The organism is Metaclostridioides mangenotii, assembly GCF_017873185.1.
Classification (GTDB): domain Bacteria; phylum Bacillota; class Clostridia; order Peptostreptococcales; family Peptostreptococcaceae; genus Metaclostridioides; species Metaclostridioides mangenotii.
Genome location: NZ_JAGGJX010000002.1, coordinates 72,311 through 90,778 on the forward strand (window position 1 = coordinate 72,311; position 18,468 = coordinate 90,778).

The 18,468-nt window shown below is 31.6% G+C and carries 17 protein-coding genes; 15 read left to right on the plus strand and 2 right to left on the minus strand.

Annotated features, from left to right (window positions below; all coding sequences use genetic code 11):
* Positions 1-103 precede the first annotated feature (103 nt).
* The 9 genes from J2Z43_RS06470 to clpX all read left to right on the plus strand — a co-directional run bounded on the left by J2Z43_RS06470 (position 104) and on the right by clpX (position 9,709).
* Positions 104-532 carry a DUF3783 domain-containing protein gene (locus tag J2Z43_RS06470; RefSeq protein ID WP_209456440.1) on the plus strand — a complete coding sequence of 143 codons (429 nt, stop codon included), beginning with the start codon at positions 104-106 and terminating at the stop codon, positions 530-532.
* Positions 533-684: 152 nt separating this feature from the next.
* On the plus strand, positions 685-1,620 hold the full coding sequence (locus tag J2Z43_RS06475) for a phosphoglycerate dehydrogenase (RefSeq protein WP_209456441.1): 936 nt from the start codon (positions 685-687) through the stop codon (positions 1,618-1,620).
* A 67-nt stretch (positions 1,621-1,687) separates the two neighbouring features.
* Positions 1,688-3,712 carry an NAD-dependent DNA ligase LigA gene (gene ligA / locus J2Z43_RS06480; RefSeq protein WP_209456442.1) on the plus strand — a complete coding sequence of 675 codons (2,025 nt, stop codon included), beginning with the start codon at positions 1,688-1,690 and terminating at the stop codon, positions 3,710-3,712.
* 187 nt (positions 3,713-3,899) lie between these two features.
* A complete protein-coding gene (gene rph, locus J2Z43_RS06485; protein WP_209456443.1) occupies positions 3,900-5,249 on the plus strand; it encodes a ribonuclease PH in 1,350 nt (449 codons plus the stop codon).
* Positions 5,249-5,719: a metallophosphoesterase gene (locus tag J2Z43_RS06490; protein ID WP_209456444.1), complete on the plus strand. Its 471-nt coding sequence runs from the start codon at positions 5,249-5,251 to the stop codon at positions 5,717-5,719. The genes rph and J2Z43_RS06490 overlap by 1 nt, the downstream gene beginning before the upstream one ends.
* A gap of 146 nt (positions 5,720-5,865) precedes the next feature.
* Positions 5,866-7,152, plus strand: coding sequence for a trigger factor (gene tig / locus J2Z43_RS06495; RefSeq protein WP_209456445.1), 1,287 nt, complete (start codon positions 5,866-5,868; stop codon positions 7,150-7,152).
* Positions 7,153-7,225: 73 nt separating this feature from the next.
* The gene (gene clpP / locus J2Z43_RS06500; protein WP_209456446.1) at positions 7,226-7,810 is read left to right on the plus strand and encodes an ATP-dependent Clp endopeptidase proteolytic subunit ClpP; all 585 of its coding nucleotides are present in this window, start codon (positions 7,226-7,228) and stop codon (positions 7,808-7,810) included.
* 46 nt (positions 7,811-7,856) lie between these two features.
* Complete coding sequence (gene clpP, locus J2Z43_RS06505) at positions 7,857-8,447, plus strand: ATP-dependent Clp endopeptidase proteolytic subunit ClpP (protein WP_024622090.1); 591 nt, start codon at positions 7,857-7,859, stop codon at positions 8,445-8,447.
* Positions 8,448-8,458: 11 nt separating this feature from the next.
* Positions 8,459-9,709: an ATP-dependent Clp protease ATP-binding subunit ClpX gene (gene clpX, locus J2Z43_RS06510; protein WP_027701057.1), complete on the plus strand. Its 1,251-nt coding sequence runs from the start codon at positions 8,459-8,461 to the stop codon at positions 9,707-9,709.
* A gap of 123 nt (positions 9,710-9,832) precedes the next feature.
* On the opposite strand, the gene J2Z43_RS06515 is transcribed toward clpX, so the two are convergent.
* Together J2Z43_RS06515 and J2Z43_RS06520 are read right to left on the minus strand one after the other, a co-directional pair.
* Positions 9,833-10,363, minus strand: a complete 531-nt coding sequence (locus J2Z43_RS06515) for a chromate transporter (protein WP_209456447.1) — start codon at positions 10,361-10,363, stop codon at positions 9,833-9,835.
* A complete protein-coding gene (locus J2Z43_RS06520; protein WP_209456448.1) occupies positions 10,351-10,863 on the minus strand; it encodes a chromate transporter in 513 nt (170 codons plus the stop codon). Before J2Z43_RS06520 ends, J2Z43_RS06515 begins: the two co-directional genes overlap by 13 nt.
* Before the next feature lie 162 nt (positions 10,864-11,025).
* On the opposite strand from J2Z43_RS06520, the gene lon reads away from it, so the two are divergent.
* The 6 genes from lon (at position 11,026) to J2Z43_RS06550 (ending at position 18,468) form a co-directional block, all read left to right on the plus strand.
* Entirely contained in the window at positions 11,026-13,392 is a 2,367-nt protein-coding gene (lon, locus tag J2Z43_RS06525; protein ID WP_209456449.1) for an endopeptidase La, read from the plus strand.
* Positions 13,382-13,993 (plus strand): ribosome biogenesis GTP-binding protein YihA/YsxC, encoded by a 612-nt coding sequence (gene yihA, locus J2Z43_RS06530; protein WP_027701061.1) that lies wholly within the window; start codon positions 13,382-13,384, stop codon positions 13,991-13,993. Before lon ends, yihA begins: the two co-directional genes overlap by 11 nt.
* A gap of 234 nt (positions 13,994-14,227) precedes the next feature.
* On the plus strand, positions 14,228-15,301 hold the full coding sequence (locus J2Z43_RS06535) for an ATP-binding protein (RefSeq protein ID WP_209456450.1): 1,074 nt from the start codon (positions 14,228-14,230) through the stop codon (positions 15,299-15,301).
* A gap of 135 nt (positions 15,302-15,436) precedes the next feature.
* Positions 15,437-16,117: a DUF881 domain-containing protein gene (locus J2Z43_RS06540; protein WP_209456451.1), complete on the plus strand. Its 681-nt coding sequence runs from the start codon at positions 15,437-15,439 to the stop codon at positions 16,115-16,117.
* The gene (locus J2Z43_RS06545; RefSeq protein ID WP_209456452.1) at positions 16,110-17,363 is read left to right on the plus strand and encodes a GspE/PulE family protein; all 1,254 of its coding nucleotides are present in this window, start codon (positions 16,110-16,112) and stop codon (positions 17,361-17,363) included. The genes J2Z43_RS06540 and J2Z43_RS06545 overlap by 8 nt, the downstream gene beginning before the upstream one ends.
* Positions 17,347-18,468: a type II secretion system F family protein gene (locus J2Z43_RS06550; protein WP_209456453.1), complete on the plus strand. Its 1,122-nt coding sequence runs from the start codon at positions 17,347-17,349 to the stop codon at positions 18,466-18,468. Before J2Z43_RS06545 ends, J2Z43_RS06550 begins: the two co-directional genes overlap by 17 nt.

Genomic DNA, 18,468 nt, shown 5'->3' on the forward strand with positions numbered 1-18,468 from the left:
GAAATAAATGAAATCTTTTATCATAAAAATTGATTAATTTAAATTTATAGGGTAAATTAAAATATATAAACGTTTTTTAATTTTGAATAAAGGGGAGAATTATATGAGTTTTGAAAAAATATCAAATAAAAATAAATTTAGTAATGATAATAGGTCATGTGTAATTCTTGTTAATTTTGACAAAAAGGAATTATCTTTAGTTAAAAATGTAAGTAGATTTGCTGGAATAAAGGATAATATAGTTGTAAATGGAAAACATGGAGAAAATATAATAAAAGATATATTGTCTGGAGATATAGAAGAAAATAGCGAAAAAGTCTTATTAAATAAAGCTATTATATTCAATAATATGCCTGCTCAAAGGGTAAGCGGTTTTTTAGATAGTATTAAAAAGATGAGAATGAGGAAACCTCTTACAGCGATGGTAACTGAAACATCAATAAACTGGACGCTGAATAACTTAATTGCAAACCTTATTGAGGAGAATACTGCACTTTCTACTGGAAAACAATTTGAACATCAAGAGGACTAAATCTATAGATTAAAACTTAATATTAATATATGAAGTTACATAATTTTATAAATAAATTTCTTAAAAAATTTCAGCAAGTAAATTATTTATTACTATTCAATGATTAATTTTGGTAGATTATTTAATTAGATATTTTACGAGGGGGAATACAAATGAAAGTATTATTCACAGTTAAATACGATGAAGAAAAATTAGATACAATAAGAAACTTAGGATATGAAGTAATATATAAATCTGAGAGAATTATAGAAAACAATGATGAAATAAACGAAGTTGATGCTTTGGTAACTTATGACAGTTTTTCGAGACTAGATATAAAACAAATGAAAAACTTAAAATATATACAGACAACAAGCGTAGGAATAGATCAAATTCCTAAAGAAGAAATAATTAATAGAGATATAATGGTCGCTAATAATAGAGGTGGATACAGCATACCTATTGGTGAGTGGATAGTTAAGTCTATATTAGACATATACAAAAACACAATTAGCTTTTATAAAAATCAACAAAATAAAGAGTGGAAGACAGATTTTACAACAAGAGAAATTAGCGGCCTTAGAGTTGGATTTTTAGGAACTGGAACAATTGCAACCGAAGCTGCAAAGAGATTAAAACCTTTCGATGTTGAAATATGGGGTGTAAACACGAAGGGAAGCAATAGAGATTACTTTGATAAATGCTTTGCAACTTCAGATATGGACGAGGTTTTTAAAGAATGCGATGTTGTCGTAGCATCAATGCCGTCAACAAAAGAGACAATAGGGCTTGTCAATAAAGATAAGTTTGAACTTATGAAAGAAGGATCTGCTTTTATAAACATAGGTAGAGGAAATCTGATAAATCAAGATGATTTAATAAACTGCATAGAAAAATTTAGAGGAGTTGCCTTAGATGTGTTTGAAGAAGAGCCTTTAAATAAAGATAGTAAACTATGGGAGTTTGAAAATTTAATAGCAACACCTCACAACTCTTGGTGGTCAGATAAAAATCCGGATAGAGTATTCAATTTGGTGCACAATAACCTAGAAAAATTTATAAAAGGAGCACAACTAAAAAATGTTGTGAACCTAAAAAAAGGATATTAAGGTATAAAAGTTTAAAATAAAATAGAGAATAAATAGAAAATATATTGCAATAGGAGATAATTAAATTATGAATATAGAAAATAAAATGAACGATTTAATTAAAGAGATTAATTATCACAATGAAAAATACTACAATCAAGATCAACCAGAAATCTCAGACTACGACTATGATATGTTAATGAGAGAGTTAATATCGATAGAAGAAGAAAACCCAGAACTTAAAAAGATAGATTCTCCTTCTAATAGAGTTGGAGGTGCTCCTCTAGACAAATTCAATCAAATAGTTCACAAGACTCCTATGTTAAGCCTTGCAAATGTATTTTCAGAAGAAGAGATAAGAAGCTTTGATAAAAGGGTTAGAGATTTAGCAGAAAAGGATTTAGAGTATGTTGTTGAGTTTAAAATAGATGGTTTATCAGTTGGACTTACATACCAAAATGGTGAATTTAAAAATGGTTCAACTAGAGGTGATGGTGTAGTTGGAGAAGATATAACTAAAAACCTTATGACTGTCAAAACTATTCCACTTAAAATAAAGGAAAAAAATGAGCTTATAATAAGGGGAGAGGTATTTATATCAAAAGATGATTTTGAAAAAGTAAATGAACAGCAAGAAGATCAAGGATTACAATTGTTTGCAAATCCAAGAAATCTAGCTGCCGGCTCTCTTAGACAATTAGACTCAAAACTTACGGCAAAAAGACCTTTAGATATATTTGCTTTTAATCTCGAAAATATAAACGATTTCACTATAAAAACTCACAGTGAATCACTAGAGTTTTTAAAGGATCAAGGGTTTAAAATAATAGAGAATTATAAGGTATGTAAAAATATAGATGAAGTAATAGATCACATTAATTACTGGTCAGAAAATAGGGACAAACTTGGCTTTGAGATAGATGGAATGGTTATAAAAGTTAATGATATCGAAGAAAGAGAAGCTATGGGTAACACGGCAAAGAGTCCTAGATGGGCAACTTCATATAAATTCCCTGCCGAAAAGAAGACAACTAAAATACAAGATATAGTTGTAGAAGTTGGAAGAACAGGTACTATTACGCCGAGTGCTATTTTACAGCCGGTTAGACTTGCTGGAACTACAGTTAGTAGAGCAACTCTTCACAACGAAGACTATATAAAAGAAAAAGATATAAAGATAAATGACACTGTACTCGTTCAAAAATCTGGCGATGTAATTCCAAAGGTTCTTGAAGTAATTAAAGAAGATCGTACTGGAGACGAAGTGGATTTTGTAATGCCAGATAAATGCCCAGCGTGTTCTGAACCGACAGTAAGACTTGAAGGTGAAGCCGCAGTTAAATGTATAAACATGTCTTGCCCAGCTCAAATAAGAAGGGGAATCATACACTACGTATCTAGAGATGCAATGAATATAGATGGACTTGGTGAATCTATAGTAACTCTTTTACTTAATGAGAACCTTATAAAAGACATAGCTGACCTGTATTATTTAAAGAAAGAAGATATAGTAAACTTAGAGAGAATGGGCGAAAAATCGGCTGATAATCTTTTAAATTCTTTAGAGGCATCAAAGAAAAATGATCTGTGGAGACTTATAAATGGTTTGGGAATAAGATTTATAGGTGCAAAGGCAGCGAAGATACTATCTGATAACTATAAGAACTTAGATGAAATAATAGATGCAAAGGTTGAAGATTTGAACGACTTAGAAGAATTTGGAGACATTATGTCACATAGTGTTGTAGAATTCTTTAATGAAGATAAAAATATAGAAGTTATTGATAAACTTATAGAAGCTGGAGTAAATACTGAATCGCTAAAGGATGATTCCGACGATATAGCTAAAATATTCGATAAGATGAAGATAGTACTTACTGGTACACTTCCAACCCTTAAGAGAAATGATGCAAAAGAATTAATTGAAAAAAGAGGCGGAAAGGTTACTTCGAGTGTAAGTAAATCGACTACATTTGTATTAGCTGGAGAAGAAGCAGGAAGTAAACTTACAAAAGCAGAAGAATTAAATGTAAAAGTAGTGGATGAAGATTACTTCAATGAATTGCTTGAATTGGACACAAAAGAAGAAGTTGAAAAAAAATTATCAAAATAAGCTAAAAATTGCTCACATAATGTAGAAAACTTTGACAAATAGTGTTAGGCTTTTAATTAGAGAATAATGATCAAAGAAAGGCAAGAAAATATAGCTAAAGAAAAACAAGAACAAAATAGCTGAATAAAAGCAAGAACAGTATAGCTAAACAAATGAAAGAACAATATAGCTTAGGAGAGGAATAAGTATGGCGAGAATTGATGGAAGAAGTTTTGATGATATAAGACCTGTAAAGATAACGAGAAATTACACTAAGTATGCAGAAGGATCAGTACTTATAGAAATGGGAGAAACTAAAGTAATTTGTACTGCATATGTTGAAGATAAAGTACCACCTTTTTTAAGAAATACTGGAAAAGGATGGATAAATGCTGAGTACTCAATGCTTCCAATGTCTACTAAGCAAAGAAAAATAAGAGATGCAGTTAGAGGAAAACTAGATGGTAGAACTCAAGAAATTCAGAGATTTATAGGTAGATCGATAAGATCTGTTGTAGATTTAGATAAAATAGGCGAGAGAACTATTTGGGTTGACTGTGATGTGATCCAGGCAGATGGCGGAACTAGAACAGCTTCAATTACTGGGGCTTTTGTAGCAGTGGCAGATGCTATATATAAAATGTACAAAGAAAAGATTATTAAGGAAATGCCTATAACTAGTTTTGTATCAGCTGTTAGTGTCGGTGTTGTAGACCAGAAGTACATTTTAGATTTATGTTATGAAGAAGATTATAAAGCTTCAGTCGATATGAACATCGTTATGACAAATAGAGGTGAGTTTGTCGAAGTTCAAGGAGCAGGAGAGGATAAGCCTTTTTCTAAAAAAGATTTGTATATGCTATTAGAAATCGCTGAGATTGGGAATAAAGAGCTTATAAAGATACAAAAAGAAGTTCTTGGCGAAATAACTGAGGAAATAATCGGAATGGAGTACGGCAAAGAGATAGTAGTAGCGACAAGTAATAAAAATAAATTAAAAGAGATGAACTCTATTCTAAAAGGTTTAGATTATAATATATACACACTAAAAGATTTAGATTTAGATAAGATAGAGATCGTAGAAGACGGGAAAACTTTTGAACATAATTCATTAATCAAGGCTAGAAGAATTGCGAAGGAAACTAAAATGATAGTTATAGCAGATGATTCTGGACTTGAAGTCGACGCTTTAGGTGGAAAACCAGGTATTTTCTCAGCTAGATTTGCTGGAGAAAATGCCACAGATGAAGACAACAGAAAAAAACTTCTAGAAGACTTGAAAGATGTGCCTGAAGGAAAAAGAGGCGCAAAGTTTGTATCTGCGATCGCTGTTGTATTCCCAGATGGAAAGACATTTACTGTTAGGGGTACATGCGATGGAAGAATTGGATTTGAAGAAGTTGGAGAAAATGGATTTGGATATGACAGCTTGTTTATAGTAGATGAGTACAACAAAACATTTGCAGAAATGTCTAGCGATATGAAAAATACTATAAGTCATAGAGCTCAAGCTTTAAGATTTATGAGAGTTGAATTTGAAAAGAGAGTTAATAAATAATGAAAGTCGGAATAGTAAGCGATACTCATAGAATTAAGAATACCATTGATAAAGCTATAGAGTATCTAAAAGATTGCAGTTTGATTCTTCACGCAGGAGACAACTTTGTAGATTCGAAATATATCAACCAAGCTACAGGCATAGACATTATTGCAGTAAAGGGAAATTGTGACTATGAAAATGTAGAAGAAGAATTGATATTTAATATAGAAGATAAAAAGGTGTTTTTATGTCATGGTCATAAATATAATGTGAAAAGCGGTGTAGAATCTCTTAAGAAAAAAGCTAAAGAACTTGATATAGATATTGTTGTATTTGGGCACACACATACACCGTATCGAGATCAAGAAGATGGTATACTTTTTTTGAACCCTGGAAGTGCTTCTATTCCTAGACAAGTTAGTTATCCAAGTATTGTGATAATGGGAATAAATGGCGAAAAAGTAGATGTAAAAGAAGTGAGACTGTAAGCTGAATATAATTGTTAAATTCATATGATGGTTTACTTGTAAATAAAAAAACTTATGTGATATAATTAAGAGGTTGCATTATTGAACGAATGAATTATAATACCAATATGGGGAATTGCATAAAGATTATTAGGAGGAGTAAAATAATGAAAGCAGAACTAATTAAAAAAGAAGGAAATAAGGTTAATTTTAAAATAACAGTAGATAGAAAAAGTTTTGATTTGTCAGTTGAAAAAGCTTACAAAAAAACTAGAAAAAATTACAATATACCAGGATTTAGAAAGGGTAAAGCTCCAAGAGTAGTTTTAGAAACTCAATTTGGAAAGGGGCTTTTCTATAACGACGCTATAGAAATACTATTCCCAGAAGTTTATCCAGAAGCAGTAAAAGAATTAGATTTAGATCCAATAGATAATCCAGACCTAGATGTTGAAGAAATAAGCGAAGATAACGGAATAGTAATGGTTCTTAACGTTGAAGTTAAACCTGAGTTTGAATTGGGTATATATAAAGGTATAGAAGTAGAAAAAGTTGATGATACTGTAAAAGATGAAGATATAGATGCTAAGTTAAATCAAATGTTAGAAAACAATGCTAGAATGGTAAGTGTTCCAGAAAAAGCTATTGAAGATGGAGATACAGCTGTAATAGATTTTGAAGGATTTGACAATGAGGTTGCTTTTGAAGGTGGAAAAGGTGAAAACCACAACCTTGTTATAGGATCAAACTCATTTATACCAGGATTTGAAGAGCAATTAGTTGGTAAAAAAGCTGGAGATGATGTAGATGTAAATGTTACATTCCCAGAAGAGTACCATGCTGAAGATTTAGCTGGTAAGCCAGTAGTATTCAAAGTTTCTATAAAAGATGTAAAAGTTAAAGAATTATCTACTCTAGATGACGAGTTTGCTAAAGATGTTAGTGAATTTGATACTTTAGACGAACTTAAAAAAGACACTAGAATAAAATTAGAAGAAGAAGCAAAAGTTGGAGCTGAAAACGAATTAAGAAGCAAAGTTGTAGAAAAAGTTGCTGAAGGTACAGAAGTAGATGTTCCTGAAGTTATGGTAAAAACTCAAATAGACAATATGTTGAACGAGTTACACTATCAACTACAAGCTCAAGGATTTGGTTTAGATCAGCTTTTATCAATGACAGGTAGAACTATTGATGAGATGAAAGAAGAAAGAAAAGACGAAGCTCAAAAGGTTGTTAAATCATCATTAGTATTAGAAGCTATCTGTGATAAAGAAGAAATAGGAGCTACTGAAGAAGAACTTAACACTGAATTAGAATCAATGGCTACTATGTACAATATGAAGTTAGATGAATTAAAGAAAGCATTAAGAGCAGAAGATTTAGAAGATATAAAAAATCAAATCAAGATGAGAAAAACAATAGATTTATTAGTTGAAAATGCAAAATTAGCATAATTAAATACAATAAATAACTTGCAGTGGGTGGCTAGCCCACTGCAAATTGTATAGATAAAAGGGGGTATGGCATATGGCATTAGTACCTGTAGTTGTTGAACAAACAGGAAGAGGAGAGAGATCTTATGATATCTACTCAAGATTATTAAAAGATAGAATTATATTTCTTGGCGATCAAGTCGACGATGTTACTTCAGGATTAGTAGTAGCTCAGATGTTATTTCTAGAAGCAGATGACCCTGATAAAGATATACATTTATACATTAATTCTCCAGGTGGAAGTATTACAGCTGGAATGGCTATATATGACACTATGCAATATATCAAACCAGATGTAAGTACTATATGTATAGGAATGGCTGCATCAATGGGAGCTTTCTTGCTTGCAGCAGGAGCAAAAGGAAAGAGATTAGCTTTACCAAACAGTGAGATCATGATACACCAACCACTTGGTGGAACTCAAGGTCAAGCGACAGATATAGAAATTCATGCTAAAAGAATACTTAAAACTAAAGAAACTCTTAATAAAATTTTATCTGAGAGAACTGGTCAATCATTAGAAAAAATTAAAATGGATACAGAACGCGATAACTTTATGAGTGCGATTGAAGCAAAAGAATACGGTTTAATAGATGAAGTTGTTGCAAATAGACCATAGTATATCTATCTAAGTTTGATAAATAATAAAAAAGGGGGGAATGCAAATGGCATCAGTACCTGTAGTTGTTGAGCAAACTGGAAGAGGAGAAAGATCTTACGATATTTACTCAAGGTTACTAAAAGATAGAATAATATTTTTAGGTGAAGAAGTAAATGATATTACAGCTGGACTTGTAGTAGCACAGCTTTTATTCTTAGAGGCGGACGATCCGGATAAGGATATATACCTATATATAAATTCTCCAGGAGGAAGTGTTACAGCTGGGATGGCTATATACGATACTATGCAGTATATCAAACCAGATGTAAGCACAATCTGTATAGGAATGGCTGCATCAATGGGAGCTTTTTTACTTACAGCAGGAGCAAAAGGAAAGAGATTCGCTTTACCAAACAGTGAAGTTATGATACATCAACCACTTGGTGGAACAAGAGGTCAAGCAACAGATATAGAAATACACACTAAAAGGTTATTAAATATTAAAGAAACAATAAATACAATTTTATCAGAGAGATCAGGTCAACCACTTGAAAAAGTTAAGATGGATACTGAGCGTGATAATTTTATGAGTGCTGAAGAAGCAAAAGAATATGGTTTAATTGACGAAGTAATTACAAACAAAAACAGACCGTAGGGAGGGTTAATATGTCTAAATACGAAGATAAACGACAATTAAAATGTTCGTTCTGCGGTAAAAATCAAGATCAAGTGAGAAGATTAATTGCAGGCCCAAATGTTTACATTTGTGATGAATGTGTTGAGCTTTGTGACGAAATTATCCAAGAGGAAATGGAAGATGTTATAGAAGATAGTTCTATATCTCTACCAAAGCCAAAAGAGATGATGGAGATACTAAACGACTATGTTATTGGTCAAGAAAAAGCTAAGAAATCTCTATCAGTAGCAGTCTACAATCATTATAAGAGAATAGGCGGGAAAAAAGCTATCTCTAAAGATGTTGAGATTCAAAAGAGTAATGTTCTATTACTAGGTCCAACTGGTTCTGGAAAAACACTACTGGCACAAACATTAGCCAAAACCTTAAATGTACCTTTTGCAATGGCAGATGCAACTTCTTTAACAGAAGCTGGATACGTTGGAGAAGATGTTGAAAACATACTTTTAAAACTTATTCAAGCAGCGGATTTTGATATTGAAAAAGCAGAAAAGGGAATCATCTATATAGATGAGATAGATAAAATAGCTAGAAAATCTGAAAACCCATCCATCACTAGAGACGTTAGTGGTGAAGGTGTTCAACAGTCACTTCTTAAAATACTAGAAGGTACAGTTGCAAATGTTCCGCCACAAGGTGGAAGAAAACACCCACACCAAGAATTTTTAAAGATAGATACTACTAATATACTGTTTATATTAGGTGGGGCTTTCGATGGCATAGAAAAAATCATCCAAAAACGTGGAGGAGATAAGACTCTAGGTTTTGGAGCTAAGATAGAAAGCAAGAAAGATATGGATATCGGTAAGATGTACGCAAAAGTTCTTCCAGAAGACCTGCTTAAATTCGGTATAATTCCTGAATTTATAGGAAGAATACCAGTAATAGCAACTTTACAATTACTGGATGAAAGTGCGTTGGTTCGTATACTTCAAGAGCCAAAAAATGCTCTTGTTAAACAGTACAAAAAATTATTTGAACTTGACGACGCTGAGCTAGAGTTCGAAGACGCCGCGCTAAAAGCTATTGCTAAAAAGGCTATAGAGAGAAATACAGGTGCAAGGGGTCTTAGAAGTATTGTCGAAGAGATCATGATGGAAACTATGTTTGAGGTACCATCAAGAGAAAATATTAAGAAGGTTATAGTTACAGAAGAGTCTGTTAAAGATTCTGATGTCGAGCCTGAAATTGTACTTAAAGATCAAGAAGAGAGTGCATAGCATATAAAAAAGGAGCTTTATTAAGCTCCTTTTTTATAATTTAATCAAAAAGTTATTTATTTTTTAGATTATAAATATCACATATGTGCTATTTATAATGTAATAAATCTTTATAGTAATTTATTACATTATAAATGTGAGAGCTATTCCTATTGCGCCGTATATGAAAATTATTGCTATTGATCCGATTTTCTTCTTATGTAGTATATAGTACGAAGTTATAAAAGCTACAATAGCGTATAAATTCCATGGAACATCCTTACCAGAAGAAAATGCTGCTGCAAGGATAAAACCTATTGTGATAGGTCTAAGCACAATAAGTAAATTTTCAATTTTTTTATTATCTTTAAATTTGTCAAATAGTCGTGAAATAATTGTAAGTCCGATTATTGCAAATAAAGATACACCTATTGTAGCTGCCAATGAGCCTAATACGCCTGCTGTCTTAAAGCCTACAAATGTAGCGCTGTTGATAGCTACAGGACCAGGAGTTGACTGTGATATAGCTAGCAAATCTAGGAATTCTTGACTAGTAATAAGGTGGTTTTTCGTTATAAACTCCTGTTGTATAAATGGAAGCATAGCATAACCTCCACCAAAACTAAAGGCACCTATTTTGAAGAATAATAAAAAAAGTAATATTATTTTTGACATAAGCTATACACTCCCCCTCCGATGATTAAATAAACAGGGCTAATATTAAATGCGGCGACACAAACAAATGTAATCACCAAAATAATTATATTTACTTTAGTCTTTGGTAGTTTTTCAAAAAGACTAGCAAATGAGTGGAGTATAAGAGCTATAACCACTGGTGCAACTCCCATAAAGAAGCCATCTAAAATTTTAGAAGATGAATTTTTAAAGTACAAATACGAAACTGTCAGTACAATAAAAAATGATGGAAGAGCTGAGCCGAGAGCACATACTAGTACTCCAGGTATTTTATATAATCTATAACCAAGTAAAACTGATATATTAATAGCTAATACACCCGGATAGCTTTGAGCTATAGATAGATAGTCTAGAAATTCTTCTTCTGTGAGAAGGTCTTGTTTTGTAACAAGCTCATCTTGGATAAGAGGAACCATGGCATAACCACCGCCAAAAGTAAAAGCTCCTATCTTTAAGAAAGTTAAAAATAGTTTAAACATAATGCAAGCCTCCATAATGTAAAGTTTGTAGTACCACTATATTATATCATAAGAAGTAGATATTAAAATATTATTAAATGACAGCTATTATGTTGAAAATTAGTTATCGTAAATATATAATATAACAAGCGACACTAAAAGTATAAGTAAAGGAGATATGATATGGAAGAAAATTATACTAAGGTAGAACACGAATTGCCATTGATTCCTCTTAGAGGATTATCAATATTCCCATATATGATTTTAAATTTCGATATAGGCAGAGAACTCTCTCTTAAAGCCCTTGATGAAGCTATGTTAGGGGATGAAGATCTAATCTTTTTGACATCTCAAAAAGAGTCGGATATAGATGAACCAACTGATGAGGATTTCTATCATGTAGGTACTATTTGTAAAGTAAAACAGATGATAAGACTTCCTGGAGATACAGTGAGAGTATTGGTTGAGGGTGTGTCTAGAGGGAAAGTAAAAGAATTAAATCAAGATGAAGGATACTACAAGGCAGTAATTGAAGAAATAATTTACGACAAAAAAGATGAAGACGCTGAGACAGAAGCAGAGATAGAAGCTTTTGTAAGAAATGTATTTGATTCTTTTGAAGAGTACATTAATATCGGAAACAGAGTATCACCAGAGATACTTATATCACTTGCTGATATAGATGATGTAGATAGATATATCGATACAATAGCATCTAATATTTATTTGAAGCCAAACCAAAAGCAACAAATCTTAGAAGAATTCGATATTAAAAAAAGACTAGAATTAATATATTCAATATTGTTAGAAGAAATTGATATATTAAAAATTGAGAAAAAAATAACTTTAAGAGTTAAAAAACAAATGAACAAAGTTCAAAAAGAGTACTATCTAAGAGAACAACTTAGAGCTATTCAAAAAGAACTAGGTGAAGAAGAAGATATAAACTCAGAGGCTGAAGAGTACAGGGAGAAACTAAGCAAGCTTAAAGTTCCTAAGGCGACTAGAGAAAAGATAAGTAAAGAGATAGATAAATTCTCTAAGATTTCACCTATGTCACCGGATATATCAGTGAGTAGAAACTATTTAGATACAATATTCTCGCTTCCTTGGAACAAAGAGACAAAGGACAAGTTAGATATCATTAAAGCTAAAGAGATACTAGATGAAGATCACTATGGACTTGAAAAAGTTAAAGAAAGAATACTTGAGTACTTAGCTGTTAGAAAACTATCTAAAACTCACAAAGGCCCTATAATTTGTCTAGTTGGACCTCCAGGAGTTGGTAAGACATCTATAGTAAAATCAATATCTAGATCACTTAACAAGAGTTTTGTAAGACTTTCACTTGGTGGAGTTAGAGATGAAGCAGAAATAAGAGGTCACAGAAGAACTTATGTAGGTTCTATACCAGGAAGAATTATAAACGGCGTTAAAGAGGCTCAAACTAAAAATCCAGTGTTCTTATTAGACGAGATAGATAAAATGGCTGCAGACTACAAAGGAGACCCGGCATCTGCGATGCTAGAGGTGCTAGACCCAGAACAAAACAAAGATTTCGTAGATCATTATCTAGAAATACCTTTTGATTTATCTAAAATACTTTTTATAACTACAGCAAATAGTCTTAGCAATATACCTAGACCACTGCTTGATAGAATGGAAATAATAGAAGTTTCTGGATATATTGAAGAAGAAAAAGTTAATATAGCTAGAAAATATTTAATTCCGAAACAAATTAAGGAGCATGCTCTTAAAGAAGACTTTATCAAGATGGATGAAGGGGCTATAAGAGAGGTAATAAATCACTATACGAGAGAAGCTGGGGTTAGAACATTAGAGAGAACTATAGGTAAAATATGTAGAAAAGTTGCTAAGAAGTTTGTAGAAGATCCAAAGCTAGAAGGCGTTGAAATAACAAAAGAAAACGTAGAAGAATATTTAGGAAAAGATATATTCAGATATCAGTTAGCGGACAAAGAAGCTCATGTAGGTTTAGTAAACGGTCTTGCATGGACAGAAGTAGGTGGAGTTACACTAGAAGTAGAAGTAAACGTAGTAAAAGGAAAAGGTCAAATTGTGTTGACTGGTAAACTTGGAGATGTTATGAAAGAATCTGCGAGAACAGCAATATCGTATATAAGATCAATAGCTGATAAGTACGATATAAATCCAGATTTCTATAAGGAAAACGACATACACATCCATATACCAGAAGGAGCAGTACCAAAAGATGGACCGTCAGCAGGTATAACAATGGCTCTAGCAGTTACTTCAGCTCTTACAAAGAGAGCAGTACCAGGAAATATAGCTATGACTGGAGAAATAACTCTTCGTGGTAGAGTTCTTGCAGTAGGTGGAGTTAAAGAAAAACTTCTAGCAGCACATAGAGCTGGGATTACAAAAGTACTACTACCAAAAGATTGCGAGTCTGACTTAGAAGAAATTCCTGAAAATGTAAAAGAAAAAATGGAATTCGTTTTAGTAGATCATATGGAAGAAGTGTTAGAACAAGCTTTAATGAAAAGTGGTGTAAAAGATGAAAATTAGAAGCACAGAAATAACAATGAGTGCAGTAAATAAATCACAGTATCCACCAGAGGGTATCCCAGAGATAGCCCTTGTTGGTAGATCTAATGTAGGAAAGTCTTCTATTGTAAATACACTTTTAAATAGAAGAAACTTTGCTAGAACAAGTCAAACTCCAGGTAAAACTAGAACGATTAACTTTTATTTGATAAATGAAGAGTTTTATTTTGTAGACTTACCTGGATATGGATATGCAAGAGTAGCTAAAAGTGAAAAGCAAAAATGGGGAGGTATCATGGAAAGATATCTAGAAGATAGAGATGTACTTTGCTCTATATTTTTACTTGTAGATATAAGACATGAGCCAACTGAAGACGATAAACTTATGTACGAATGGTTAAAGCACTACGGATACAACTGTGCTGTAGTAGCCACAAAATCAGATAAGATTTCAAGAGGGCAATACCAAAAGCATATAAGTATAATTAGAAGAAAACTGCAGATGGCAGCAGAAGAAAAAGTAATACCAGTTTCATCATTGAAGAAAACTGGAGTTGAAGAGCTGTGGAACGAAATAATAGCTCAGTATAATGAGCATGGCTACGAAATAACACTAGATTAAAATAAAAAAGGATTAGCTATTTTGATTACTACATAATACTAAAATGTAGATTTATCACAATAGTTGATCCTTTTTATTTTATTATAAAGATTATTTTTACTAAATATAAGTTATATACAATAAAATGATAATACTATTAATAAGTGTGATGAATATGTTAACTGGAGTAATAAATTAAGAATTTTAGTAATATGCTTAGAAGAGTGAAAAATATTTTTTAGGAGGGGATTGTCAATGAAAGGCAAAATTAAAAGAGCATTTCCTGGTGGTAACACTTCAAAAGGATCGTATTCATTTTTTAACTATATAGTTCCTGAAAACGTAAATAGAATATTCTGTTTAAAAGGAGGACCAGGAGTAGGAAAATCTTCCTTAATGAAAAAATTAGCAAAAGAATACAATTCCAAGGGATACGATATAGAATTGTTTCACTGCCCATCAGACCCAAACTCACTTGATGCACTAGTAATCAAAGAATTAGGAGTACTTTTATTGGATGGGACGTCTCCACATATAGTAGACCCTAAACTTCCAGGGGCAGAAGATGAAATAGTAAACTTAGGTGATTTTCTAAACACAGCAGAACTTGAAAAGAATAAAAATAAAATAATAGAAACGGATATCGACATAAGTGATTGCTTCAAAAGAGCGTATAAGTACCTAGCAGCAGCAGAACCTATATATATAGGAATACAAGATAAGAACTCTTCTTGTTTGAATAGAGCAAAATTAAATAAGATGACTGAGAAATTTATAGACGAACTATTTAAAGATATAAAGAACACAGGAGTATATAGAAAAAAAGTACATTTATTTGGATCAGCTATAACTCCAGTCGGATGTGTAGATCAAACAGGCAATATTTTTCCTGAAGACGCAGAAATATATTACCTATCAGGAGAAATAGGAACAGGAAAATCTACATTTATAAAAAGAATAGCAGATAGAGCTGAACTTAAGGGGATGAAAGTAGAATTATACCACTATCCATTGATACCTGAAAAAGTAGAAAGCGTGTATATAGAAAATCTAAACATAGGATTCACAGTAAGCAATCTATTTAGCGAAAGAAGGACAATAGACTTTAACGAATACCTAGATAAAAAGAAATTATTAAAATACGAAGAAGATTTAAAAACTGATGAAAAAGCATTAGATGATCTATTGAATCTTGCAATATCAAGTTTAAAGAGAGCAAAAGCAAATCACGATATCATGGAGGGCTACTATGTACCTAACATGGATTTCGATAAAGTTAGTGAGTTGAGAGAAGAAATAATTAAAAAAATAAATCGCTATAAAAAATAGATACCAAAGAGCAAGTTCACAACCATGAACTTGCTCTTTCTATTTAAATATTAACCCACCTACTACTTATTTTATATGATATTATAGTAGAGAAAACTCAAAGATTTTGAATTAATTTGTAGGGAGCTAATCAGTATGAAAAAAGTATATATGTTTATAATATTAACGAGTGCAATATTAGGTATATTTATCGGAAGTATGATAAAGGACACTGCTAGCGATAACGCTGTTTATGGAAACAAAGATAAAGTAGTAAAATCACAAATCAAAGAAAAGAAAAAGTCTGTAAAAGCTCTTCAAGAAGAAAAAGGAAAGCTAGATGATCAAGTAGAAGAGTTAAGCAAAAATTTCAAAAGTTCAGATGAAGCCAAAGACATAAATTCTCTAGAAGAAAATCTTTCTTATACAGAATTAGAAGGATCAGGGATAATAATGACTGTTGATGCAATAGATGAAAAGGAAGGAAATCTTTCTAATTTAGTCGACTACAACAGGATTCTTTTAAATATTGTAAATGAGCTGAAGTCTGAGGGTGCAGATTTTGTTTCTATAAATGACCAGAGGATTAATCAGTATTCAGAAATAGCACTTGCTGGTAGTCATATAAATATAAACGGAACTCCTGTTGCACAACCTTATGTAATAAAAGCAATAGGAGATCATAAAAAATTATCAAGTTATATGGAACAGGGAAGTGATTATCTAAATAGAATTCAGTTAAAAAATCCTATAAAAATAAATATAAAATTTGATAAGAAAATTCATATGAAAAAGACAAATTTACCTAATAATTTAAAATATATAGAGGGTGAGTAAAATAGAAAAGAGCGTGGCACCACAACTTTTATTAAACGATGAAGGAAATTACTTAAATAATGTATCGGATACAAATGATTTAAATTCGTACATAAATATAAATGCTGATGACAACAATGTTATAAAGAGATTATTTTATGATCTTTTAACGATAGCTGTTGAATTAAATGCGAGTGATATACATATTGAACCTTTTGAAGAAAAGACTGTTGTTAGAATGAGGGTAGATGGAGAGATTATAAAAAGATCAGGCGTAGAAATTGGCGATTACTCAGCACTGAGTACCATTATAAAGCTGAGCGCTGGTATGGATATAACTGAAAGAAGGCTACCTCAAGATGGAAGAGTAGATATTAAAGTAAAAAGGAAGGTTATAGATATTAGAGTATCCACAATGCCTACGATATTTGGGGAAAAGATAGTACTCAGAATTTTAAATAGAGATTCATTTTTAAAAAGTAAAAAGGAGCTAGGATTTTCTAAAAAATCAATTGATCTAATAGAGGGAATGATCGGTAAAAAGTCAGGACTTATTCTCGTGACAGGCCCTACTGGCAGTGGGAAGACGACAACAGTATATTCTCTACTAGATGACTTAAGAGACACAAGTAAGAATATAATGACAATAGAAAATCCAGTTGAGTACAAGATGGATGGGATAAATCAGATTCAAATAAATCCAAAAATAGGTCTAAACTTTGAAAATGGACTTAGAGGTATATTAAGACAAGATCCAGATGTAATTATGGTAGGGGAGATCAGGGATCTAGAAACGGCTAAAATAGCGATAAGAGCGGCTATAACAGGCCACCTAGTAATAAGTACACTTCACACGAATGATGCAGTGTCAGCTATAACGAGACTTCTAGAGATGGGGATTGAACCATATTTATTAAGCGCTTCCATAATAGGAGTTTTGTCTCAAAAGCTAGTTAGAAAAGTATGCGGTGATTGTAGCCATGAGATATCTATAAAGGATAACTTATACGAAGAAATAAAAACTAAAGTCGCAGTAGGGTGCAAGAAATGTAACGATATCGGATATTTAGGTAGAACTGCGATTTATGAAGTTTTAAATGTAGATGACGATATAAAAACATGTATAAAGGAATCTCCAGATATAAATTATATAAAAAATATAGCTATAAGCAGTGGAATGATTACATTTAATGACTGTTGTAGAAGATTAATAGAAAAAAAGATTACGACTTTAGAGGAGTGTATATCTATTGAAGAAATTGTATGATTATACTCCTAATTTAAATAAATATATATTAAAGATAAATAAAAATAATAATAATAATAATTTTTCAAACTCAAAGCATATAAAACCCAAAGAACTTAGAGTTATGTGTAGGGAAATAGCTATTTTACTGGAATCAGGTTGTGAGATAATAAAACTCCTAAATATAGTTAAAGAACATTCTAGTAAAACTGCAAAGGACGCCCTTGCACATATTTCTGATCAAATCCAGCGTGGAAAGACTTTAACACAAGCATTTCAAAGTACAGAATCATTTTCAAGTTTTTTTATAAATACAGTCTCTGCAGGAGAGGTGAGTGGTTACTTAGATCGAGTGATGGAATCTTTATCAAATTACTTCGATAAGGAGTACAAGCTTAGGTCTAAGATAATTACAATAATGATATATCCAATAATTTTAATTACTTTATCATTTACATCTATGGTATTTATCTTGTTATTCATCATTCCAAATTTTCAAATCATTTTTTCAAGTAATGCGATAGAGCCACCACTTTTGTCAAAAATACTAATATTTACATCGAACTTTTTAAGAAGTAACCTAACAATATTGTCTTTAATATTTATAGCAGTATTGATCTTATGGTACTACTTTATTGTCTATAACAAATGGTTTAAGAATTATATCGATAAAGTAAAACTAAAATTACCTGTTACTAAGATGTTGAACGAATTGATAATAACTACGAGATTTTCGAGCTCATTGAAGATACTTATAAGCAGTGGAGTTCAAATAATTGAAGCGATAGATATTTCTGCCCATGTTGTAGATAACGAACATGTGTATAAAGATATATCAAGTGCTAACAACTACATAAAAAAGGGAAATTCAATAGGAATTTCACTTGAGAAGGTTAAGTTTTTCCCAGAACTTTTTATATCTATGGTAAAGGCAGGTGAAGAGAGCGGAAAACTTGAAGAAAGTTTAGAAACAGCTAACAAATTTTATGAAAATGAACTCAATATAAAGATAGAGCAAATGATAAAGCTTTTAGAACCGGTAATTATAATAATTTTAGGAGCGATTATAGGTTCTTCAATAATAGCAATGGTAACACCTATGTTTGAAATAATATCTTCAGTATAG